Source organism: Subtercola vilae (assembly GCF_004923255.1).
Taxonomy (GTDB): domain Bacteria; phylum Actinomycetota; class Actinomycetes; order Actinomycetales; family Microbacteriaceae; genus Subtercola; species Subtercola vilae.
This window is the reverse complement of sequence record NZ_QYRT01000013.1, coordinates 1-22,395: the sequence shown is the minus strand read 5'-3', so window position 1 is coordinate 22,395 and position 22,395 is coordinate 1. Positions and strand designations below refer to the sequence as shown.

Annotated in this window: 25 protein-coding genes; 7 read left to right on the top strand and 18 right to left on the bottom strand. The window is 64.7% G+C overall.

Features of this window, described 5'->3' with window-relative positions; genetic code table 11:
• Positions 1–122: 122 nt before the first annotated feature.
• From D4765_RS08695 to D4765_RS08655, 9 genes are all read right to left on the bottom strand, one after another.
• Positions 123–1,298: a hypothetical protein gene (locus tag D4765_RS08695; protein WP_136641904.1), complete on the bottom strand. Its 1,176-nt coding sequence runs from the start codon at positions 1,296–1,298 to the stop codon at positions 123–125.
• A gap of 43 nt (positions 1,299–1,341) precedes the next feature.
• Positions 1,342–1,965, bottom strand: coding sequence for an LOG family protein (locus D4765_RS08690; RefSeq protein ID WP_136641903.1), 624 nt, complete (start codon positions 1,963–1,965; stop codon positions 1,342–1,344).
• A gap of 96 nt (positions 1,966–2,061) precedes the next feature.
• Entirely contained in the window at positions 2,062–2,577 is a 516-nt protein-coding gene (msrA, locus tag D4765_RS08685; protein ID WP_136641902.1) for a peptide-methionine (S)-S-oxide reductase MsrA, read from the bottom strand.
• A gap of 109 nt (positions 2,578–2,686) precedes the next feature.
• A complete protein-coding gene (locus D4765_RS08680; protein WP_136641901.1) occupies positions 2,687–3,370 on the bottom strand; it encodes a response regulator in 684 nt (227 codons plus the stop codon).
• The gene (locus tag D4765_RS08675) at positions 3,367–5,874 is read right to left on the bottom strand and encodes a sensor histidine kinase (RefSeq protein ID WP_136641900.1); all 2,508 of its coding nucleotides are present in this window, start codon (positions 5,872–5,874) and stop codon (positions 3,367–3,369) included. The genes D4765_RS08680 and D4765_RS08675 overlap by 4 nt, the downstream gene beginning before the upstream one ends.
• A gap of 78 nt (positions 5,875–5,952) precedes the next feature.
• Positions 5,953–6,561: a potassium-transporting ATPase subunit KdpC gene (kdpC, locus tag D4765_RS08670; protein WP_136641899.1), complete on the bottom strand. Its 609-nt coding sequence runs from the start codon at positions 6,559–6,561 to the stop codon at positions 5,953–5,955.
• Between the two features lie 42 nt (positions 6,562–6,603).
• On the bottom strand, positions 6,604–8,763 hold the full coding sequence (kdpB, locus tag D4765_RS08665; protein WP_136641898.1) for a potassium-transporting ATPase subunit KdpB: 2,160 nt from the start codon (positions 8,761–8,763) through the stop codon (positions 6,604–6,606).
• A gap of 2 nt (positions 8,764–8,765) precedes the next feature.
• The gene (gene kdpA, locus D4765_RS08660) at positions 8,766–10,439 is read right to left on the bottom strand and encodes a potassium-transporting ATPase subunit KdpA (RefSeq protein WP_136641897.1); all 1,674 of its coding nucleotides are present in this window, start codon (positions 10,437–10,439) and stop codon (positions 8,766–8,768) included.
• Positions 10,439–10,528, bottom strand: a complete 90-nt coding sequence (locus tag D4765_RS08655) for a potassium-transporting ATPase subunit F (protein WP_136641896.1) — start codon at positions 10,526–10,528, stop codon at positions 10,439–10,441. The genes kdpA and D4765_RS08655 overlap by 1 nt, the downstream gene beginning before the upstream one ends.
• Positions 10,529–10,877: 349 nt before the next feature.
• Here D4765_RS08655 and D4765_RS08650 point away from each other — a divergent pair, with 349 nt between their 5' ends.
• The 6 genes from D4765_RS08650 to D4765_RS08625 all read left to right on the top strand — a co-directional run bounded on the left by D4765_RS08650 (position 10,878) and on the right by D4765_RS08625 (position 16,100).
• Positions 10,878–11,387, top strand: coding sequence for a GNAT family N-acetyltransferase (locus D4765_RS08650; protein ID WP_136641895.1), 510 nt, complete (start codon positions 10,878–10,880; stop codon positions 11,385–11,387).
• Between the two features lie 194 nt (positions 11,388–11,581).
• A complete protein-coding gene (locus D4765_RS19180) occupies positions 11,582–12,022 on the top strand; it encodes a hypothetical protein (RefSeq protein WP_161580399.1) in 441 nt (146 codons plus the stop codon).
• Complete coding sequence (locus D4765_RS08640; RefSeq protein ID WP_136641893.1) at positions 12,019–13,356, top strand: ferredoxin reductase family protein; 1,338 nt, start codon at positions 12,019–12,021, stop codon at positions 13,354–13,356. The genes D4765_RS19180 and D4765_RS08640 overlap by 4 nt, the downstream gene beginning before the upstream one ends.
• A 50-nt stretch (positions 13,357–13,406) precedes the next feature.
• On the top strand, positions 13,407–14,357 hold the full coding sequence (locus D4765_RS08635) for a heavy metal-binding domain-containing protein (RefSeq protein ID WP_136641892.1): 951 nt from the start codon (positions 13,407–13,409) through the stop codon (positions 14,355–14,357).
• 58 nt (positions 14,358–14,415) lie between these two features.
• Positions 14,416–15,240 carry a heavy metal-binding domain-containing protein gene (locus D4765_RS08630; RefSeq protein ID WP_136641891.1) on the top strand — a complete coding sequence of 275 codons (825 nt, stop codon included), beginning with the start codon at positions 14,416–14,418 and terminating at the stop codon, positions 15,238–15,240.
• Positions 15,237–16,100: a hypothetical protein gene (locus D4765_RS08625; protein ID WP_136641890.1), complete on the top strand. Its 864-nt coding sequence runs from the start codon at positions 15,237–15,239 to the stop codon at positions 16,098–16,100. The genes D4765_RS08630 and D4765_RS08625 overlap by 4 nt, the downstream gene beginning before the upstream one ends.
• Before the next feature lie 269 nt (positions 16,101–16,369).
• Here the strand turns inward: D4765_RS08625 and D4765_RS08620 are convergent, their stop codons facing one another.
• From D4765_RS08620 to D4765_RS08605, 4 genes are all read right to left on the bottom strand, one after another.
• Positions 16,370–16,663 carry a hypothetical protein gene (locus D4765_RS08620; RefSeq protein WP_136641889.1) on the bottom strand — a complete coding sequence of 98 codons (294 nt, stop codon included), beginning with the start codon at positions 16,661–16,663 and terminating at the stop codon, positions 16,370–16,372.
• A gap of 284 nt (positions 16,664–16,947) precedes the next feature.
• On the bottom strand, positions 16,948–17,349 hold the full coding sequence (locus tag D4765_RS08615; RefSeq protein ID WP_136641888.1) for a hypothetical protein: 402 nt from the start codon (positions 17,347–17,349) through the stop codon (positions 16,948–16,950).
• A gap of 62 nt (positions 17,350–17,411) precedes the next feature.
• Positions 17,412–17,921 (bottom strand): hypothetical protein, encoded by a 510-nt coding sequence (locus D4765_RS08610; RefSeq protein ID WP_136641887.1) that lies wholly within the window; start codon positions 17,919–17,921, stop codon positions 17,412–17,414.
• Complete coding sequence (locus tag D4765_RS08605; protein WP_136641886.1) at positions 17,918–18,241, bottom strand: hypothetical protein; 324 nt, start codon at positions 18,239–18,241, stop codon at positions 17,918–17,920. The genes D4765_RS08610 and D4765_RS08605 overlap by 4 nt, the downstream gene beginning before the upstream one ends.
• A 316-nt stretch (positions 18,242–18,557) precedes the next feature.
• Between D4765_RS08605 and D4765_RS08600 the strand changes: the two genes are divergently transcribed.
• The gene (locus D4765_RS08600) at positions 18,558–18,944 is read left to right on the top strand and encodes a DUF4190 domain-containing protein (RefSeq protein WP_136641885.1); all 387 of its coding nucleotides are present in this window, start codon (positions 18,558–18,560) and stop codon (positions 18,942–18,944) included.
• 479 nt (positions 18,945–19,423) lie between these two features.
• Here the strand turns inward: D4765_RS08600 and D4765_RS08595 are convergent, their stop codons facing one another.
• The 5 genes from D4765_RS08595 to D4765_RS19175 form a co-directional block, all read right to left on the bottom strand.
• Entirely contained in the window at positions 19,424–19,669 is a 246-nt protein-coding gene (locus D4765_RS08595; protein ID WP_136641884.1) for a hypothetical protein, read from the bottom strand.
• 247 nt (positions 19,670–19,916) lie between these two features.
• The gene (locus D4765_RS08590) at positions 19,917–20,156 is read right to left on the bottom strand and encodes a hypothetical protein (RefSeq protein WP_136641883.1); all 240 of its coding nucleotides are present in this window, start codon (positions 20,154–20,156) and stop codon (positions 19,917–19,919) included.
• A 558-nt stretch (positions 20,157–20,714) separates the two neighbouring features.
• Complete coding sequence (locus D4765_RS19955) at positions 20,715–20,846, bottom strand: hypothetical protein (RefSeq protein ID WP_272898615.1); 132 nt, start codon at positions 20,844–20,846, stop codon at positions 20,715–20,717.
• A gap of 130 nt (positions 20,847–20,976) precedes the next feature.
• Positions 20,977–21,213 (bottom strand): hypothetical protein, encoded by a 237-nt coding sequence (locus D4765_RS08585; protein WP_136641882.1) that lies wholly within the window; start codon positions 21,211–21,213, stop codon positions 20,977–20,979.
• Positions 21,214–21,289: 76 nt separating this feature from the next.
• A partial coding sequence (locus D4765_RS19175) for an RHS repeat-associated core domain-containing protein (RefSeq protein WP_201799266.1) occupies positions 21,290–22,395 on the bottom strand: 1,106 nt, incomplete at its 5' end.

The window sequence follows — 22,395 nt, the reverse complement described above, 5'->3', positions numbered from 1 at the left end:
CCCCCCTGGCCCCACCGGATGAAGGGCCTGTTGCCCTGACGATCATCTTATTGCGGAGGCTCGAACCCCGGCATCGTGTACGTCAACGCAGCCCGCGCCTGGGCGGCCAGCACCTCAGCACCTCAGCGGCACTGGCCCGCCACAGAGATCTGCTCGTCGGTGGGGCGGCCGTACGCTTCGATGCCGGAGCCCGGCACATCGAACCCTTGGCTGATCGACCACGCTGTCGCCCAGATCTCAGAGTTCTGGTGAAAGGCGTCACCCGAGAACAGCGGCCAGCAGCGGTAGACCTGCGTGTGCCCCACCTCGTGGGCCACGAGGGCGCGGGCGTTTCGGCCGTTCTCCCACTCCCGTTCGACGGTGTAGTTGAGGCTGATGATCGACCACCCGCCGTCGCTGTCGTACGACTCCGCCGTTCCCGACAGCCAGTTGTCGCCGAGCCCCGAGACTTCGGGTGCCCAGACGAATTCGAGAGCGACGCCGTTGCTGAGCGAGCGAGCGTAGGCCTCGACCTCGCGGCGCACGGCCCAGGCCGGGTCGTCGAGCTCGGACTGCTGCGTGGCTTGAGACGCGACGACCTGCGCTTCGGCGTTCGCGAGCGAATCGACGAAGGCGCCGTTGCGGCTCTCGCTGAGAGTGGAGTTTCGGGCCTGCTCGATGAGGCGAAGCAATGGCACTTGCACCGAGCGGTTCGACAGCGCGTTGCTCGAGATGGTCTGCTCGGCTGCCGTCGCCGCGTTGCCGAAGTACGCGGTCTCAGCGGCGTAGACGCTGGTCTCCGCGGCGGCCGCATCGCTCGCCAGCGTGCGCAGGCTGCCCTCGGTCTGCTGCGAAGCCCGCGTGCGGCCCTCGAACTGCTCGGCTTCGGTCACGAGCTGCCAGGGCGGGCGGTACGCGCTCTGGTCGATGTGAACGGCGGCCGGCACCTCAACGGGCTGCGCCGCGGCCAGCGGTTCGAGAACGCCCAACGCCTGGCTGAGCGTTGCCGCTTCGGTGGCGCCCTGACCGACGAAAGCGGGGCTGTCGACGACCGACCGGATGCGCTGCGAGACCAGACTCACATCGCGCAGCCGCGCGTCGTAGGCGTGCACGGCGCTCGTCTCGGCCGCCTGCTGCGTGGCGAGCGACGCCGACGCCTCATCGAAGCGGCTCTCGCTGGCCGCACTCCAGCCCCAGAACCCGCCCGCGAGGGCTCCAGCCGCCACAACGACCGAGGCCGTCACGATGAGCCTGTGTCGCCAGCGCGGCCGAGGTGCCGGCACCGGCTCCGTCACGCCGCCTTCGGCCTCGTCGGTCATGCCCCGATGTTAGCGCACCCGTATTCGGCCGCAGCGCCGCGCCTCAGGGCTGCACGCTGAGGTGCGTACTCATCTCGAGACCGGGTGACGCCGCCACGCGCACCGGCGGCACGTAGCTCAGAAAGTCGGCGAGCAATTCGTCGATCGAGGCGGAGAACTGCAGCATCGCCGTGTAGCGCGGGTGGGTGAACCCGCGATCCCGCATCGCCTCGACGAGCGTGATGAACGGGTCGTAGTAGCCGGCCACGTTCAGAAAACCGCAGGGCTTCTCGTGGATTCCGAGCTGCGCCCAGGTCCACTGCTCCGTGATCTCCTCGAGTGTGCCCGGCCCGCCCGGCAGCGCCAGAAACGCATCCGACTTCTCGGCCATGAGCGTCTTGCGCTCGTGCATCGTCTCGACGACGATCAGCTCAGTGACGTCGTCGTGCATGACCTCACGATCGTGCAGGGCCCGCGGAATCACCCCGGTGACGTGGCCGCCCGCCGCGAGCGCGGCGTCGGCAACCGCCCCCATCAGCCCGACGTGCCCGCCGCCATAGACCAGCCCCATGCCCCGTTCGGCGAGCGTTCTGCCCACCTGCCGGGCCGCATCGAGGTAGACGGGATCGTTACCGGTACTCGAGCCGCAGAAGACAGCGACGGTGAACGGGCGTTCGACTGGTGACATGGGGGTGGCCTTTCGGGCGATTCGGTTCACACTCGCAGCTGACGGTAGCCGACGAGCGTTTCGGGGCGGTTGCCGCGAAACGACTTCCAGCTGCCGCTACTCTGCGAGCTGCCCTTCGCGGTGCGGCAACTTCCAGCCCGGTCGCACGTAGTGGCAGGTGTACCCGGCGGGGTACTTCTCGAGGTAGTCCTGGTGCTCCTCCTCGGCCAACCAGAAGTCGCCGACGGGCTCGACCTCGGTGACAACGGGGCCGGGCCAGAGGCCCGATGCGTCGACATCGGCGATCGTGTCGAGCGCCACCCGCTTCTGCTCGTCGTCGGCATAGAAGATGGCCGAACGATAGGCGCGCCCCACATCGTTTCCCTGGCGATTCTTCGTCGACGGGTCGTGAATCTGAAAGAAGAACTCGAGCAGGTCGCGGTACGAGATGATCGACGGGTCGAAGACGATCTCGACAGCCTCGGCGTGGTCGCCGTGCTTGCGGTACGTGGCGTTCGGGGTGTCGCCACCCGAGTAACCCACCCGGGTCGAGATGACGCCCGGGCGTCGGCGCACGAGCTCCTGCGCGCCCCAGAAGCATCCGCCGGCGAGAATTGCGGTTTCAGTAGCCATGGTCTGGCCTCCTTCATCGTGAACAGGCCGCGGCGATCACCGGGCCTTCTGTCTATCAAACAGTGCTCGGCTTCGAAAAGTTCCCGCTTGCTGAAAGCTCACCGAACAGTCACGGGCTGAAGCGGTACCCCATTCCCGACTCGGTGATGAAGTAGCGCGGGTTCGACGGCACGGGTTCGAGCTTCTTGCGCAGTTGACCCACGTACACCCGCAGGTAGCCCGAATCGTTGGTGTGGTGCGGCCCCCACACGTGCGTGAGCAACGCATCGCGCGTGAGTAGCCGCCCGGGGTTTCGAAGCAGCACCTCGAGAATGGCCCACTCGGTGGGGGTGAGCCTGATGGTCTCGGGCGCCGAAGCGCTGCCCCGGTAGACACGTTTGGCCGAGAGATCGACCGTCACGTCGGCAAAGGTGACCACCGGCAGATCGTCGGGCGCGGCCGTACGCCGAGTGAGGGCCCGGATGCGCGCCAGCAGCTCATCGATCGAGAACGGCTTGGTGACGTAGTCGTCTGCCCCCGCGTCGAGGGCCTCGACCTTGTCGGCCTCGCCGGTACGGCCCGAGACGACCAGGATCGGCACGTCGCTCCAGCCCCTGATGCCGTGGATGACCTCCACGCCGTCGAGTCGCGGCATCCCGAGGTCGAGCATCACGAGGTCGGGGTGGTGCTCGATGGCGCGGTTGAGCGCTTCGACCCCGTCGCCCGCGGTGACGATGTCGTAGCCGCGGGCGCGGAGGGTCACGTTGAGCGCACGCAGAACCTGCGGGTCGTCGTCGGCGATGAGAATCTTCATGGGGCGGGCTCCGGCACGGCAGTTTCGGTTCGCTGGTGGGCGGGCAGAGAGATCACCATGGTGAGCCCGCCGCCAGGGGTGTCTTCGGCCTCGAGGGTACCGCCCATGCCTTCGACAAAGCCCTTCGACAGGGCGAGCCCGAGCCCGAGCCCGGTGAGGTTGTCGGTGTCGCCGAGGCGCTGGAACGGCACGAAGATGTCGTTGTGTCGTTCAGGCGGCACCCCCGGGCCGTGGTCGGCGATCCTGATCTCCACCGCGCCGCCGAACTCGCTCGCCGAGATCAGCACGCGCTGGTCGGGGGGCGAGAACCGAATGGCGTTCGAAAGCAGGTTCACGACCACGCGCTCAAGCAGGCCGTGGTCGGCTTCGACAGCAGAGGTGTCGTCGGGCAGGTCGAGCTCGACGACGGCCGGGCCGAGATCGAGCTCGTCGAGGGCCGGCAGAATGACGTCTTCGACGTCGACCGGGCTGAGGAAGACCGCGAGCGCGCCGGCCTGCAGCCGTGTGACATCGAGCAGGTTGGTGACCAGCAGCGAGAGTGAATCAAGGCTCTCCTGCGCGGTGGTCAGCAGCTCGTCGCGGTCGGTCTGCGTGAGGGTCACATCGGTGGCGCGCAACCCACTGACGGCAGCGGTCGCCGCGGTGAGGGGGCGCCGCAGGTCGTGGCCGACGGCAGCCAGCAGGGCACTTCGAACGCGGTCTGCCTGCGCGAGGGGCGCTACTTCGCCTGCCGTCTCGGCCAGGTCGCTGTACTCGAGCGCGGCGTCGAGCTGGGCGGCGATCACGCTGAGCAGCCGCCGTTCTGACGCGGCCAGGTCTGCGCCGTGCAACTCGAGCTGGGCGCGGGTGCCCACCGCCACCACGGTGACGCTGTCGGCCGGCACAGTGTCGCCGTCGACGTGAGTGGGCTGCCCGTCCACGAGCAGGCGCACCGAACTCAGAGCGAACGCCTCCCTCGTACGCGTGACCAGCGCCTGCAGCGCATCCTGCCCGCGAACCACACTGCCGGCCACCGTGGCGAGCAGCTCTGACTCGGCTGCCGCCCGCCGGGCGCTTCTGGTTCGACGCGCAGCAATGTCGACAACCACGCTGACCAGCGACGCATTCAGAACGTAGAGCCCGAGCGCGAGCAGATGCACCGGCTCGGTCACGGTCACCGTGTAGATGGGGTCGACGAAGAAGAAGTCGAGTGTGAGCCCCGACAGCAGCGCGGCGAACAGCGCCGGGCCGAACCCTCCGACCAGGGCGACGACGACCACGAGCAGCTGGTACGTCAGAACGTCGCTGGTGATCGAGTCTTTGGTCTGCACAGCCACGAGCAGCCAGGTGACGAGCGGGCCGCCCACCAGTGCGACGGCGAGCCCGATCATCCGGCGCCGCAGGGTGAGGGCGCCCCCGAGGCGAGGCAATGCGAACCGACCGCCGGCCGCCGCGTGCGTCACGATGTGCACGTCGATGTCGCCAGATTCGCGGATGACCGTGGCACCGATTCCCGGCCCCGTGAGCGCCGCGCCCACCCTGCTGCGGCGACTCACGCCGATCACGAGCTGGGTGGCGTTCTCGGCCCGGGCGAACTCGACCAGCCCGCGCGGCACATCGTCGCTGATGACCTGGTGGTACGAGCCGCCGAGCGAATCGACGAGCGCTCGTTGGGCTGCCAGCGCACCGGGGTCGGCCCCCCGCAGGCCGTCGTTGCTCGACACGTGCACGGCCAGCAGCTGGCCACCGGCCGAGCGGGCTGCGATGCGGGCGCCTCGGCGCAGCAGAGTCTCGCCCTCAGGCCCGCCGGTCAGCGCCACCACGACACGCTCGCGCGCCTCCCAGGTGCTCTGGATGCGATGCTCGGCGCGATACGACTTGAGTGCGCTGTCGACTTCGTCGGCCAGCCAGAGCAAGGCGAGCTCGCGCAGTGCCGTGAGGTTGCCGAGCCTGAAATAGTTCGACAAGGCAGCGTCGATGCGGGTGGCCGGGTACACGAAGCCGCCCGCCAGCCGGTCGCGAAGGGCCTGGGGGGCGAGGTCGACGACCTCGATCTGGTCGGCCGAGCGCAGTACGCTGTCGGGCACAGTCTCGCGCTGCTTGGCGCCGGTGATCTGCTCGACGACATCGGCGAGCGAGTCGATGTGCTGGATGTTGACGGTCGAGATCACGTCGATGCCGGCGGCCAGCAACGCCTCGACGTCGTGCCAGCGCTTCTCGTGGGTCGAGCCTGGCGCGTTCGTGTGGGCCAGCTCGTCGACGAGCGCGACGCCCGGCTTACGCGCCAGAACGGCCTCGAGGTTCATCTCGCTGAGCTCGACACCGCGGTGAACGCTGACGCTGCGCGGAACGACCTCGAAACCGAGCAGCATGCTCGACGTGCCCGCGCGGCCATGCGTCTCGACGACCGCGACAACCACGTCGGCGCCCTCGCCCTTCAGGCGCCGGCCCTCTTCGAGCATGCTGTAGGTCTTACCGACCCCGGGCGCGGCACCGAGCAGCACGCGAAAGTGCCCGCGTTTCACTGGGCGATCACCATCGTGTCATCGCCGCTGAGCCATCGCTCGGCTTCACTGCCCGCATGTCCGCCCGCCGCACCGTGCTCAACCGGCCAGGCCGGCCAGCGCGATGTTCAGGCGCAGCACGTTGACGGTGGGCTCGCCCAGAAACCCGAGATCGCGTGACGTCGTAGCGTTGCTGACCAACTGTTGCACCTCGTCTACGGGCAGGTTTCGAGCGGCAGCAATGCGTGCCACCTGAATCTGAGCGTACTCGGGGCTGATGTGCGGATCGAGCCCCGAGGCCGAGGCTGTGACGGCGTCGGCCGGAATCTGCGCGACCGAAACACCGTCTGACGCGGCGATGGCGCTCTGGCGGTCGGCGATCGCGGCGAGCAGGTCGGAATTCTCCGGGCCGTAGTTACTGCCGCTCGAGGCGGCTGCGTCGTACCCGTTGCCGGCGGCCGACGGCCGAGACTGGAACCACTCCGGCAGAGCGTTGCCGTCGGCGTCGGTGAACGACTGCCCGATCAGGGCCGAGCCCACCGCGGTGTTGCCCGAGCGGACAATCGATCCGTTGGCCTGGGCGGGCAGCGCGAGCTGCCCGATACCCGTGATCAGGGCTGTGTAAGCAACCCCGAGCACGAGGGTGAAGACGATCATGGCTCGTACGGCGACACCGTACTGCCGGGCGAACGTTCGTGAGGTACTCATGTGAATGACCTTTCTGCGGGCTTCTGTTCTGGGGGGCTTCGGTCAGAAGCCCGGAATGAGAGTGACGATGAGGTCGACGATCTTGATGCCCACGAACGGTGCAATCACACCGCCGACGCCGTACAGCAGCAGGTTGCGGCTGAGAATGCGCGACGCACTGAGCGGGCGGTACTTCACTCCGCGTAGCGCCAACGGAATCAGCACGATGATGATGACCGCGTTGAAGATGACCGCGGAGAGGATCGCCGACGACGGTGAGTGCAGCTGCATGATGTTCAGCACCTGCAGCCCGGGAAAGACCCCGGCGAACATGGCCGGGATGATGGCGAAGTACTTTGCCACATCGTTCGCGATCGAGAACGTCGTGAGAGCTCCGCGGGTGATGAGCAGCTGCTTGCCGATGCGCACGATGTCGATGAGCTTGGTGGGGTCGCTGTCGAGGTCGACCATGTTGCCGGCCTCCTTCGCAGCCGAAGTGCCCGTGTTCATCGCCACCCCCACATCGGCCTGCGCGAGCGCCGGGGCGTCGTTGGTGCCGTCGCCGGTCATCGCCACGAGGTTTCCGCCGTCTTGCTCCCGCTTGATCAGCGCGAGCTTCTGCTCGGGCGTGGCCTCGGCGAGAAAGTCGTCGACCCCCGCCTCTGCGGCAATGGCCGCCGCGGTGAGCGGGTTGTCACCGGTGACCATGACGGTTCGGATGCCCATCGCACGCAACTCGGCGAAACGCTCTGTGATGCCCTCCTTGACCACATCTTTCAGGTAGATGACGCCGAGCACACGAGCCACTCCCGTGGCGTCTGCGCTCGCAACAACCAGCGGAGTACCGCCGGCGTTCGAGACACGTTCGACGTGCGCGTCGAGCTCGCTGCGCACGGTGCTCGACAGCGCCGCAGAGCTTTCGACCCAGGCGATGATCGACGAGCCGGCACCCTTTCGAATCTGCGATCCGTCGGGCAGGTCGAGCCCCGACATGCGGGTCTGCGCCGTGAACGGTACGACGTCTCCCGACACCGCGATCTGGCGGTCGAAACCCTGCCGGGCGGCGAGGTCGACAATCGATTTACCCTCGGGCGTGGGGTCGGCGAGCGATGACACAGCGGCAGCGTGCCGCAGGGCATCCGGTGCCACCCCGGCGAGCGCGATGAACTCTGCGGCCTGGCGGTTGCCGTAGGTGATGGTTCCGGTCTTGTCGAGCAGCAGGGTGGTCACGTCGCCGGCGGCTTCGACCGCACGGCCCGACATGGCGAGAACGTTGCGCTGAACGAGGCGATCCATGCCGGCGATGCCGATGGCAGAGAGCAGTCCCCCGATGGTGGTGGGGATGAGGCAGACCAGAAGTGCAACCAGAACGGTGAGGCTCACCTGCGACCCGGCGTAGCCCGCGATGGGGTTCAGCGTGAGGGTGACGATCACGAACACGATCGTCAGGCTGGCGAGCAAGATGTTCAGGGCGATCTCGTTCGGCGTCTTCTGCCGTGACGCGCCCTCGACCAGCGCGATCATGCGGTCGACGAAGGTCTCGCCGGGCTTCGAGGTGATCTCGACCACGATGCGGTCGGAGAGTACGCGGGTTCCGCCGGTGACGGCGCTGCGGTCGCCGCCCGACTCACGAACTACGGGGGCCGACTCGCCGGTGATGGCCGACTCGTCGACCGAGGCGATGCCCGCCACGATGTCGCCGTCGCCGGGGATCAGCTCGCCGGCCGTGACCACAACCACGTCGCCGAGCGTCAGGTCTGCCGACGAGAGTGCGACGAGGGGCGTCGATTCGGCCATCGGGTCGACCGCGGGGTCGTACCCGGTGACCCGGTTCGCCGTTGTGCTCGTGCGCGTCTTCCGCAAGCTGTCGGCCTGCGCCTTGCCGCGGCCCTCTGCGACCGACTCGGCGAGGTTCGCGAACAGAACGGTGAGCCAGAGCCAGATCGCGATACCCCAGGTGAACGAGGCCGGCACTGCGGTGCCGCCCGACGACCCCGAGCCGCCGATGAACGGCTCGGCGATGGCGAGCGCCGTGGTGAGCGCGGCACCGATCTCGACGATGAACATGACCGGGTTGTGCCACATCTCACGCGGGTGGAGCTTGCGGAATGCCCCCGGTGTGGCCTCGAGGAGCTGGGCGACGCCGAACGCGGCCTTCTTCTCGGTGGCCTCGTGCGCGGTGGGGTGGGATTCGGGGGGTCTGAGGGGGGTGATGGTCGACATGATTACTGAAGCCCTTCCGCTAGCGGTCCTAGCGTGATGACGGGAAAATAGGTGAGAGCAACGATGACCACGGTCACCGCGACGAGCAGCCCGACGAACTGGGGCCGATGGGTCGGCAGGGTTCCGGCGGTGCTCGGGATGCGGTCTTGCTGTGCCAGAGAACCGGCGAGCGCCAGCACCAGCACGATGGGAATGAACCGGCCGAGGAGCATCGCCGCCCCGAGCGCCGCATTGAACCACGGCGTGTTCGCGGTGAGGCCGGCAAAGGCTGAACCGTTGTTGTTCGAGGCCGAGGTGAAGGCGTAGAGCACCTCCGAGAGGCCGTGCAGCCCCGAGTTGTAGATCGAGGTGCTTGTGACGTCGTCTCGCACGGCCGGTATCGCGAAGCTGAGTGCAGTGCCGGCGAGCACAAGGGTGGGGGTGACGAGAATGTACAGGCTCGCGAGTTTGATCTCGCGCGGGCCGAGCTTCTTGCCGAGGTACTCGGGGGTGCGGCCCACCAACAGCCCGGCAATGAACACCGCGATGACCGCGAGGATGAGCATCCCGTACAGACCAGAACCCACGCCGCCCGGAGCCACTTCGCCGAGCATCATGTTGAGCATCGGCATCATGCCGCCGAGCGAGGTGAATGAGTCGTGCATCGAATCCACAGCACCGGTCGAGGTGAGCGTGCTCGTTGTGGCGAACAGAGTCGAACCGAAGATGCCGAAGCGGTCTTCCTTGCCCTCCATGGCCGCGCCCGCCAGCTGCGGTGCCGAGCCGGCACCCGACGCCTCGAAGATCGACAGTGCCGACAGCGACACCACGAAGATGGTCGACATCACGGCCAGAATCGCGTAGCCCTGGCGGTTGTCGCCCACGATGCGGCCGAACGCCCGCGGCAGGCTGAACGGAATGGCGAGCATCAGCACGATCTGCAGCAGGTTGGTCCAGGCCGTGGGGTTCTCGAACGGATGCGACGAGTTGGCATTGAAGAACCCGCCACCGTTCGTGCCGAGCATCTTGATCGCCTCCTGTGAGGCCACCGGGCCACCCGGAATGCTCTGCGTGCCGCCCGTGAGAGTGGTCACGTCAGTGAAGCCGTTGAAGTTCTGAATCACGCCGCCGGCGATCAGAATGACGGCGGTGACGATCGACAGCGGCAGCAGCAGCCGCAGCGTGCCGCGGGTGAGGTCGACCCAGAAGTTGCCGATCGTGCCCGAGCGCCGGTAGGCGAACCCGCGAACCAGGGCGATCGCCACGGCGATGCCCACCGCGGCCGACACGAAGTTCTGTACCGCGAGGCCGGCCAGCTGAACGGAGTACCCCATTGTCACGTCGGGCGAGTACGACTGCCAGTTCGTGTTCGTCACGAACGAGATGGCCGTGTTGAACGACAGGCCCTCTGGAATGGCCGGCATACCCAGTGAATACGGCAGAACCGCCTGCAGGCGCTGGATGCCGTACAGAACCAGCACGCCCACGAGCGAGAACGCCAGAACCCCGCGCAGGTAGGTACGCCAGGTCTGTTCAGAGGTGGGGTCGACTCCGATCATCCGGTAGAAGCCGCGCTCGACGCGCAGGTTCTTTGTGCCCGTGTAGATGTGGGCGATGTAGTCACCGAGCGGCCGATAGAGCAGAACGAGGAACAGAACGAGGGTGGCCACCTGAAGGATGGCGAACAGGGTGTCCACTAGAACCGCTCGGGTTTGACGAGCGCGAACACCAGAAAGCCGAGGGCGGCAACCGCGAGGGCGGCCGCAATGATGTCGAAGACGATCACAGCTTGCCGACCCCCTTGGCGATGAGGTCGACAACCGCGAACAAGACCACGATGCCGAGAACATAAATCACGTCAAGCACAAGAACTCCATTCCACTCACACAGGCCGTGCGACTCGTCAGGTCAGACGATCTCGCAGGGCACAGCACCTGAGTAGACACCGAAGTGTTACAGCGCGCTCGGGCCTTAACGGTTCTCTAACGCCCGCGGAGGCATTGTTAACGCATCTCGTACACCCCGTCGCTCCCGCCTCCCCCGCCGCAGCTGGGCGCACCACAACTCCTCGGTTGTGGAGGGCGGGTGGCTCGTGCGCAGATGTCGGTTCGGGCGGTGTGCGCCAGACTGGATCCATGCTCCGCCGACTCTCACTGCCCACCGAGCTTGCAGCGTCGAACGGCTCGCTGACGCTTCGCTCGGCAACCGAACTCGACCTCGATGCTGTCATGCTGCTGCTGTCGGATGACCCGGTCAGTGCCGCCCGCGGAGACATCGCTTCTCCCGCCGACCGGCCCGTCTACCTCGCGGCCCTTCTCGCGATCGTCGCCGACCCCGCGAACGCCCTGCTCGTCGTCGAAGACGCTTCAGGCGCCGTGGTGGGCACCATGCAGCTCACCCTGATTCCCGGCATGGCCCGCCGCGGGTCGACCCGTCTCCTGGTCGAAGCGGTCCGCGTCAGCGGCCTGCATCGCTCGAACGGCATCGGCGGCGCGATGATGCGCTGGGTCACCGACACCGCGGCCCCCGCACTTGGGGCCGCCCTCGTTCAGCTCACGTCAGACGCCTCCCGCACCGACGCCCACCGTTTCTACGAGCGCCTCGGCTTCACCGGCTCGCACCTCGGCTTCAAGTACTCCGTCTGAAATGGCCTTATCTAGTACGCTCCACCTCCGCGGCGAGCGCCGCCTCGGTGTTCAGCCTCGCAGAGAACGTCGATTCGGCACCGGGGTTGCGCGTTCGCGGCGACCGGATGCGTGGGCTCCGCAATCGGCGACAGTGCGGTAAGAGTCGCCGATGAATCGCCCCCGTCGAGCGCAGTTGCACGCACCATGGAGTCATGCCCCTCTCCCCGCCCCGCCACGGTCGCGCACCAGAAGACGATGTCGACCCGCCCGCGCCGGCACGCCCGCGGCTCAGCAGCAAGCGGTGGTCGAGCCTGACGAAAGTGACGACGGCGGGCATCTTCGTGTCGGCCACGGTGCTCGGGCTGCAGCTGGCGGTCGAGGCGCCCGGTACGACGCCGCTCACTGTGGCTGTGGGCAGCTCAGCCGTGCCGGCCGCTGGGTCTGCTGCGGCGGACGCGGTCGACGCTGCGGACGCGGAGGCCATTGCCGCCGCCGCTGCGGATGCGGGGGCCACTGCTGCTGCCGCCGCTGCAGCTACCGCTACCGCTGACGCCGCAGGCCGAAGCGGCTCCGGCCACGAACCCGACGACCTCACCGATCACCGCTCGAACGCACCCGGTCGCGGCCCCGCTCTACCCCCAGCCACCTCGTGACCCGCCCACTCGGCCCCCGGCCACGAACCCGTACGCGCATCCGCGCCGACCACCTCGTTTTGACGGCGCTCGTTGGCGGCGGTGTTCTCTCCCTCTCCCTCGCGGTTCTGAGCGCACCCACCCCGCTGATGCTCACCCTCGCGCTCGCCGCCCACGTGTTCGGCCTGCTCGCCGGGTACTTCGTCGCCGTCATGCTCGTGCTCATGTCGCGCGCGCCCCTGCTTGAGCGGGAGATCGGCGCTGACCGCCTCGCCCGGTGGCACGGCCGCCTCGGCCGGGTCTTCGTCGCCACCATGATCGTTCACGTCGTGGCGGCCACGGCAACCTGGATCGCCCTGCGACACGACACCATCATCGGCGGCGCCCTCAACCTGATGAGCCTGCCCTGGCTCTGGCCGGCCCTCGCTGCAACCGTTCTGTTCGTCGCCGTTGGCGCGCTCTCGATTCGCGCCGCGCGCCGGCGGCTCTCGTACGAGCGGTGGCACAGCATCCATCTGCTCACCTACGTGGCCATCGCGCTGTCGTTCGGGCACGAGCTGGCGGGGCCGAACCTTGCCGGATTCCTGCCCGCCGAGGTGTTCTGGAGCCTGCTCTACGTGTACGCGTTCGCCTTGGTTCTCCGCTATCGGGTGCTGCGACCGCTCGAGCAGACCTGGCGGCATCGGCTGCGGGTCGAGACGGTGCTTTCTGAGGCTCCGGGGGTGGTGAGCATCGTGTTTCGGGGCCACTACGTCGATGACCTGCACGCTGTGCCTGGCCAGTTCTTTCGCTGGAGATTCTTGACGCGACGCACGTGGCTGTCGGCGCATCCATTCTCGCTGTCGGCGCCCGCCCAGAACAACCGACTTCGCATCACGGTCAAAGACCTCGGCTCGGGCAGTCGCCTGCTGCACTCGATCACGCCGGGCACACTGGTGCTCGCCGAGGGCCCGTACGGCGCCATGACCTCGCGGCGGCGAACCCGGCCCGACGTGCTGCTCGTGGCCGGCGGCGTGGGCATCACCCCCATGCGCGCTCTCTTCGAGACGCTCGACGCCGACAGCGGCGCCATCACCCTGCTCTACCGGGCGTCGACGGTTGACGACATCGTCTTCAGAGACGAACTCGAAGAGATTGCCGCGCACCGAGGCGTCGAGATCGTCTGGATGATCGGTCGCTCGTCTGACCCCGCAAACAGGTTCAGCGCCGAACGCCTCACAGAGCTCATACCGAACGTGCGCACGCGAGACGTGTACCTGTGCGCGTCACCCGCGCTCTCTGACGCGGCTCGCACCGCACTGCTCGCCACCGGTCTGCCCCGGCGGCACCTGCACGAGGAGGTCTTCTCGTTCTGAGGGTGTGAAAACTCCCAGTTCGAGAAGGGGCGAACGAGTGCACTGAGTGGTTGGATGAAGACGTGGACGAATGGATCGATGGGCTCCCGCCAGCAGCGCACGAGCGAATCGCGCGTCAAAAAGCTGGCAGTACCGCCGGGTCGTTGCTCTCCGCGCCCGCTGCGGCCAGCGTCCACAGCGCCGGCCTCATCCCTGTGGGCGAAGTGTTCGGCTGCGTGGTCATGAACCTCGGCTGGACGGGCGGCGGCTGCTCGTGGTGGAACACCGGCGGGTTCGGCATGGCGAGCATGGGAATGGTCACCCCCGTCACCACCTCTGGCGCCGGCGGCAAATACGGGAGCTTCGCGCCGTACGTGAACGCCTTCGAGCGCGGCTGGTACGGCTCGCTGAAGCGCATGATGACCGAAGCGGTGGCGCTCGGCGCACACGGCGTGCTGGGGGTTCGCATCGTTCGCCGTCAACTCGAGGGCTCGTCGTGGGAGTTCAGCGCGCTCGGCACAGCGGTTCGGTCGATCGACCCGTCGCTCTCGCCGATTCCGCGCACAGCGGCCGACGCGTGGAGCACCAACCTGAGCGGCGAAGATTGCGCTGCGGCGATTCTGTCGGGCTACATTCCCCGTGAGATCGTGCTCGGCGTGTCGATCTCGACCAAACACGAAGACTGGCAGCTGCGGCAGCAACGCTCGAGCTGGGTGAACGGCGAAGTGACGGGCATGACCGAGCTGATTCAGGCCGCACGGCACGAATCCCGTGAGCGCCTCGCCGCCCGCGCCACCCACATGGGAAGCGCCGAACTGGCCGTGACCAGCATGAGCCTGTCGGAGTTCGAAACGCCCTGCGGCGGTCAAGACGGCCGCGACCTGCACGCCGAATCTGTGGTGGTGGGCACCACCCTGCTGGCGATGCCGGGTGCGCGGCGACGAGCATCCGGGTCGTCGGCCCTCACGATTCTGCCGCTCCGCGACGCACCGCCACCACCGGCCAGGCGGGGCGGCGCGTGAACGCACGGCAGCCGGCCCATCGCATCCCTCTCTCACCTCTCGAACGAAAGTGCAACCGATGACTGACCCCTTCTCCGGTATCTCGCTCCCCGCAGACGCGCGTGCCCGCCTGGCAGATGGCAAGAAGAACCTGTTCACCTCCGATCTCTCGGTGAACGAGTTTCTACTGGTGAAGCAGGCCGGCTTTCGCCCGGTGGGCCTCGTGCTGGGTTCGAGTGTCTACCACGTCGGCATCCAGGCCCGGCGCTGGGGCAAGAACATGGAACTCGACAAGCTGAGCGGCGCGATGTACCACGCTCGTGAGCTCGCGATGACCCGTATGGAAGCCGAAGCAGACGCCCTCGGCGCCGACGGAGTGGTCGGGGTGCGGCTCGAGATCGAGTTCAAAGAGTACGGCAACGACCTCGCCGAATTCATCGCCGTGGGCACGGCCGTCACGGCCGAGAAGCCTCCGGAGAAGGGCACCTGGCGTAACAACAAGGGGCTTCCGTTCACCTCAGACCTGTCGGGCCAAGACTTCTGGACTCTCATTCAGTCGGGCTATGCGCCACTCGGCCTGGTGATGGGAACCTGCGTCTACCACATCGCCCACCAGGGCATGATGACCTCGCTCAACAACATCGGCGCCAACGTTGAGATCACCCAGTTCACCGAGGCGCTCTACAACGCTCGTGAGCTCGCGATGGGTCGCATGCAGACCGAAGCTGAGGCTCTGGATGCCGAGGGCATTGTGGGCGTGCAACTTCTGTCACTGCCGCACCGCTGGGGCGGCCACACCACCGAGTTCTTCGCCATCGGCAGCGCTGTGCGCTCCCTGCGGCCCGACCATGTGATCGCGACGCCGAGCCTCGTGCTGCCGCTGACCGACGGCGGGCGCTGGTGAGCAAACCGTCTGACAGCGTTGCGCTCACGGGCGCGGCACCGTCGGCCGCCACCGCCCTGGCCGACCCGCAGGCGTTCCTGGCCTCCCTCGTCGACGGCGCCACCCGGGCCCTCTCCGAGCCCGTCGCGGCAACGGTACTGCTGGTCGAACGCACGCGCACCCTCGGCGACCGGCTCGCCGGCCGGCCAGGCGACATCACCGAGCTGAGCCTGTCTGCCGGCGGCGAGACCCTGTCGCTGCGCCCAGCCGCCCGCGGCCAATGGTCAGCCGAAACCCGCCGGGTCTCTGGCGGGGTTGTCATCGCCCGCCGCACCCAGACGCTCGGCGAGTGGCTGAGTGCGTTTGCTGGGCACGTTGCTGCCGCCGCGGGAGACGCGGCCGGTGACGCCGCAGCATCGACGCGGGCTCTGCAGACCCTCGGCATCCACTCGGCTGAGGCCGGCGTCTCTGTCGGCGAGGCCAGCCTCGAAGCCGATCTGCGGAGCCTGGCCAGCCGGGTCTCTGGGCGCATACCGGCCGATGCAGAGGCGCAGGTTGCTCAGATCGTCGAGCTGCTGCTCGATACGGCCCCGCGGGTTCGGTTGAACTCAGAAACCGACCTGATCGTGCGTCGAGCGGCGACCGTCTACCTCCCCGACACCCTGCGGGCCTACCTCGCGCTGCCCGTCGAGTGGGCGCTCGGGCACGTGTTCAGCGACGGCTCGACTCCCCCTGGCGCGCTGACCGCGCAGCTCACCGTGCTTCAGGGGGCCGTCTCGAAGCTTCGCGATGCGGCCGTGGCCGACGACGCGAATGCGCTGCTCGTGAACGGGCGGTTTCTGGCTGACCGGTTCGCGGTGTCGAGCCTGGATTTGCGGTAACGGGCCTTCGAGGACAGTCGTGGCGGCGGCCCGTCGCCGGATCTCAATGCTGACGGCCCTGGATCGGTCGGACGAGGTCGGTCAGATCGACTCGGTGGGCGCCGTCGGCTGCGGCCATGACCAGCCCGGTTATGAGAGGCGGCCAGTTCATCTATTCCTCTTTCTGCGAGCCATCGAGGAAAACGAGCCGCCGTTTGGATTCTGGTAGCAACCACCAGCAACCTTCCATTGGCGTCCACATTCAAACCAAACTTCACGCGGTGCCGAGGTCATGAGGGATCCATGAGGCTCATTCGATGCGTGACGCTGCGGATGCGGTGAAAAGGAACCCGCACAGGAAGCGCCCCTTCGGAGAAGGGCCTGAGGATTGTCAGGGTGATAAAGACCATGAAATTGAAATCGACCCAGCCGAAAAATCTACCCATGCTCGCTCCGCGACGAACAAACCAGTAACAGGCAAGAAGCCAGACTACGAACGTCGTAGGGATGATCACCCACAACGCCAATCCGCGGATGCACAGCAAGCAGAGCATCCCGAATATGCCAAGGTTCATTTCTTTCACAGTCCACCTCCCATTGCGTCTTCGATTTGTCGGAATTCGGTGCCTTCTATTGACCGAGTCGCTCGCTCAGGAATGAATCACGAAGTTGTTGACGATTGTGAAGACGATCCAGCATCCTGCAGCCACTGCGATGACGATGTTGGACGTCGCCAACAAGAAATACAAATACACAGCGGGATTATCACTATCAACTCGAGAAAGCCCAAGGATGCCACTAAGTCTCTTCCGTCTCGTTCCGGCACTGATCGATTCCCGCGTAGCAGCGCAATACGTCACGGCACAGTTCATCTCTTGGCAGCCACGAAATAGGTCAGGCCGCTCGCGACGGTCGAGACGAAAGCGACACCGGCGACCATCGAAGTCAGACCCAAAGCAAAAAATGGAACCGTAGCTGCGGCGCAACTGAACAAGACAACGAACGGCCCGCGTGCCCAGAATGAATTGGCTCCGCAGCGTGATGCAACCGCATATCCGGCCACCCCTCCTGCCGCAGAAAACGGCCCGAGAAACAAACCAACCAGACCGCCGAGAATCGCCGCAGTCCAGGAGACGGGCGCTATTCCACCCCTGGCTATCACATCCACTGAAAGCGCGCCGATGAAGCCGCTCAGCACGCCTATCGGCGCCGAAAGCGCTAGGGCCACCTTGATTTGCCGTGTCGCGAGTTCATATCTCATCTTGACCACACACGGCTTCCGTTCCTGATTATGCAGCTCTCCAACCATCGTGACTTCAGCAGTCGCCGGTCTCAACGATGCCCCATCTTCTTCAAGCTATTCAGCGTCGAAGGCAATGATCCTGCACGTTCAAGATCGACTACCCGCGACAGTGAGGTCGCGATCGGCGCCACCGCGCGCCACCTGACTGATCTACAGGCGAGAGCGCCTCCCCCGAAAGAGAACACGATTCCGGCGGCAGCTAGCAGGATCCATACGTCGGTGTCAGGCTTTAGAGCCGACCACGCCAGCACAACACACGGGATGGTCCCGATCAGCAGGCTCAGGCTTTGAACGAAAAAGGAGCTGGACGGCGATCGGTTGTCCGCAAGAAACACTCGTGCCGCCAGACCCGCAACAACCCCGTTGAACAAAGCGAAAGGCGTCGCGATGACGCAGTAGATAAGCGAGAAGTAGATGTAGAGGCCAAGATCGGTCCACGTCTCACCCCCCGCGACGAGTGAGACGATCGCAAGAACATAGCCTAGAAAAAGTGAAGCTCCGACCGCATAGCCACAGCAGCGAACCGCAAAGCTGCTCATTCCGCCTCCTGTTCTTTTCGCTCGCTCAACTCTCCATTGGTCAAATAAATCGGATTCTCGAGGTTCGAGATGGACCAGAACGACGTACCGGCCAGAATGAAGAAGGGAGCTATGTAGAAAAGATGAAATACCGAAAATGAAAGCGCGACGAGAACCACGCCGCCGACGAACGAGCCGCACACAAGAACGAAGCACACTAGAGAAATGACGCGTAGTCGTCGGCGCGACCTGAAGTGTTTCTCTACGACGAGACGAACATCGTCAGGTTCCGTCCCAAGTTGCTGACGGGGCGCCCAAGTTGACAGAAATCGCTGGTGCATTCGCCAATCCTTGTTCGTCCGAACTTTCCTCGTTGATAGTGAGCAATACTAGTCTTTCTTATTCTTCCGTGGCATTGGGCTCAGCCCTTGAGGTGGACTAGGTAGCTACGAATGAGCAGCGAGCTACGTGTCAGCGACGGTTCGGACTGCGAGCCGCTCTTCAACGATTGGGGCCATTCTCGGTGAATCAACGAGTTGTTCCGCTGAGGGTCGGCTTAGCGAAATTCGCCAAGCACTCGTCCTCATACCCCTCGTGGTCGCGGCTCGAATGCGGCCGAGCTGACTGGCTGGAGCTGTTCTGCGCTACATTTCACCCATGACTGATACCAGCGACCACACACTCCTGCCTGCCGCTGCTGAGGTGCCGTCAGCGGTGCCTCTGAGTGTCCCGAACAGGGGGCGAACCATTGGGATCGTGGGGTTCGCGTTATCGTTCTTCGTTCTGCTGAACCTCGCCGGACTGGTGCTCAGCATCATCGCCCTGGTGAAATCTCGGCGCGACGGCTTCAGGAACGGGTTCGCTCTGGCCGGAATCATCATTGCTGGCATCGGGGTGACGATCACTCTTCTGATTGCCGCGATCGCTGTACCTACCCTTGTCAACGCCGGTGAAACCTGTGGCCGGCTCGGCAACGGTGTTCATCAGGTCGGGAACGCGACCTATACCTGCACTCCTAGCTCGTTCTTCGTCAGCTACCACTGAGCATCCCGTAGGGCACCGTGTTGTTGGAGTCGGCCGAGGAGCGCGACGATCTGTTGACCTGATGCGACAGGAAACCCAGACCGTGTATTGGCATGAGTTCGTGGCCGTGATCAAGCAGATGTAGGGGCAGCAACAGGATCAAGTACTATCAGCGCAACTAGTGCACTCCGTAAATCGTGCATGCGCAAAGTATTACGCCTACGGCTATCCAGTTGAGCCACAGGGGGAATCCTCGCAGGAGGGCAAACTTCTCGTTTCGGCGCCGTGTTTTCGCGATTCGACGTGATGACGGCTTGGATCGCATCCAGACAGGCAGACTGAGCTTCTGTAGCCCAGCGTTGATCAGTAAAACGCCGATTGCGAATATTGCCCAATACGAGGCTGGCATCATCGCCTCTCAAGAGATCCGGGGTGTGTCTCTGGCCGAGTTCGGTGCCGACCAACTGGCGCGATACGGCGAGGGTTGCGGCCCGAATCAGTCACAACCATGGCTCTCTCGTTTCGGCTCTGCTGAACAGCACACTCAGGGCGCCAAGAACACCCGCGATAGAGCCCACCACCAAGCCGCCGATGAAACAAATTGAGGCAAAGGTTCCACCGAAGTCTTTGCCGCTGTATTCGGCGCCGCCAAGCATATTCGCTACGACGAGGTAGCCGATTGAACCCAGCAAGATACCCACAGAAGCAATAGCGACGATAAACAACCACTTTGCAGTTCTCTCCACTGAATCCCTATCTTTCCGTTCACAGCTCAAAAGAGCGGCGTTCTGAACCAGTTTTGAAACGCATTAACGCGCCCCGCGATGTCGCTGGTCACTCCCAATGCGTCTATCGCAGTTGCTGCGACCTTTGCGATACCCGCTACGTGTTTTCCGAAGCCGATAACCGAAGTTCCGAATCCTTGGGCTCCAATAAATAGGTCGCAGTCACGAAACAATCGGGAGAACCTATACGAGTCTTTCGGATTCACCACTACTGTCTGAAAATTCCGGTCAGCACGAATGCAATCCCACCGAGAATAAAAATGAATCCGACGGACCCCATGCGTTTAGGGGTCGAATGCACAGCGGCGCGTTTTCCCTGCCTTCCGAGAAACGCTTTTTGTGTGTCTGCCTGCCAGCTTGCGACTTTGGCTCGGTTTTTAATCAGAAATAGTCCAACCAAAGCCAGAACCGGCCCGGCGATCAGCGCTATCCAGTTTGCGATCTGCATATTCAATCCCTAGTCCAGAACAGCTCCTACTTAAGACGCATAGCCGATTTGCCTACCGCATCCGGCTTCTGCACCGAACGCGACTCCGCCGCCGTATCCCTGAATCGAGCCGGCTGGGCCATACGCCCCACCCTCTGCTGCCATCGAGGCCAGCTTTGTGGGATGCGGTGCCCAAGAAACTGGGCTACCGGAATTTGTGGAGTTTTTAGCGCCTATCTCACCTTCATCACGCAACGATCCGTTTTGTGATTTCTCCGACCGCCAGATTTCGTTTCAGCATCCGATGTCGCCGGCTCACCAGCCCTCCGCATCGGTGGCGCCGTTTTTCACCATGACCGGCGACCCGTCAACGGCGTAGAGGTGGACGAATTGCTCATGGCAATGATCACTTTTCACCGGTTAGAACTCCCTGAACGACCAGAAGAATGCCAAACGCCGAGCAGACCGAGACAATGATGACAAAGACTGTTGGTGTCACAGTTCGCAAAACCCCCCGTGACGCCCGCCCGTCGGCAGCTTCAACGGCAAGAGCAACGGCTTCAGCGACTTTTCTTCTTGTCAACGCAGGCCAGCCCATGATCGCGCGCTGGCATTGATTTTGGTGAGCGGCTTGTTCTTACGGTAGACAGACATCCAACCGGTCAAGAAAACTGCGCCGATGATGATCTTGATCAACCCCAGCAGAATCATCGTTTCTCCATCCCGGAGGATTACCGCGCTTGAGTGACATCAGAATGAGCAAAACGCGATCCTGCACCCGCGAAATACGGCCGTTCCGTTCGAGGGAAATAGAAGTCGCGGTCGGTCGTGGCCCGCTCGATCATCGAGTTGTAGGCGACGGCGACGGAGGCGCATATTCATAATTGGTCACGCTGGCAGTCATCAGAAATGTCGCGAAGAGCAGGCCTGCGACAGCGATAAATAGCACCATAGCCGGGGTCGAATTGCGCGCCACCCGCTCGCCCACCGAACCGAACATCGCTCGTTGGCCTTTAGCCGTCAACTCGGCATACTGGCGACGGAAAATAATTAACAGCACCATGATTATGGTGGTCACGAGTCCGATGATAAAAAACGGCCAATTCATAATACTTTTGTCCCTTGAGTGCGTAGGCGAATAGATTTACCAGGTTCTACCATGTGTACCCAGCGCCCACACTGCATCCCACTTCGGCGCCGACGGAGTAGGCAACGCCCGAATCGCCCGCGGTGACGCCAACCGGTCCAGCTGCAAGAGTGCAATCGTAGGTAGCGGCCCATCCCGGACTTGATTTTTCCGGTTTCCAGCCAGCGCTCAGAGACGACCCGACTCTCGGCCCCACGGAGAATCCTGTCGTTAGGTTGTGGTCCCAGGTCAGAGCGCCGCAGATCACAATAAGACAGAGAGAACCGCTGAGCGACGCCGTAGAACTCGAGGGCAAGTCGATAAGTGGCACCGTGCAACCGGGCGTCCCACAAGAACCTCGGAACACTGGAGACGCGACTGTGATGCTGCTGGATTGCGCGAACGGCTTCTCAAACGAAAAAGGCTTCGCCTTCCCCGGAGGAGCGTTGGAATGAGAAACGGGGACTCCGCCGCCGGTTTGGGCGTTGTGGAAATCGCTGTAGTAGGCCTTGTTCACGCTCGCGGAGCCCGAGTCTTGGCGGTTGCCCGAGAGGTCAAAGTGGTTGATGGGGTCGCCAGGGTACGTGTATGAGTCAGAGTTGCCGCCCTCGACGGCGTCAGTGCTGAGGAAACGGCCGAGCGCTGCGACGTATTGGCGGGCACCCATTTCGATGGTTGCGATCGAGCCTTGGTGTTCGTAGAGTTTGCTACTGCCGCCGACCCAGGCGTTGTCGGCGGTGCCGGGTAGGTTGTCGGGCACGGTGATGTCGCTGGTGGTGGTGCCGATGACGCCGGTGGGGCTGATGGGCTGGCCGTAGGGGTCGTAGCGGTACAGCGCCGACCGGATGCCGGCCTGGGTGGCGGTGACGACGATGTCGCCGTGGATGTTCGGGTACGACCATGACTGATTTCCGGTGCCGGGGATCGTGATGCTCACCCCGCCGGGGAGGCTGAGCATCCGGCTGACCGTACCGGTGGCGCCGTCTTTCACCATGACGGGTGAACCGCCGGCGGCGTAGAGGTAGTACACGATGGTGGTGCCAGTGCCCGGCCCGCTGCCGGGCACGACGGTGGTGCGCGAGATCACACGGTCGGTGGCATCGCGTTGGTACGTGATGGTGGTGCCACCGGTGA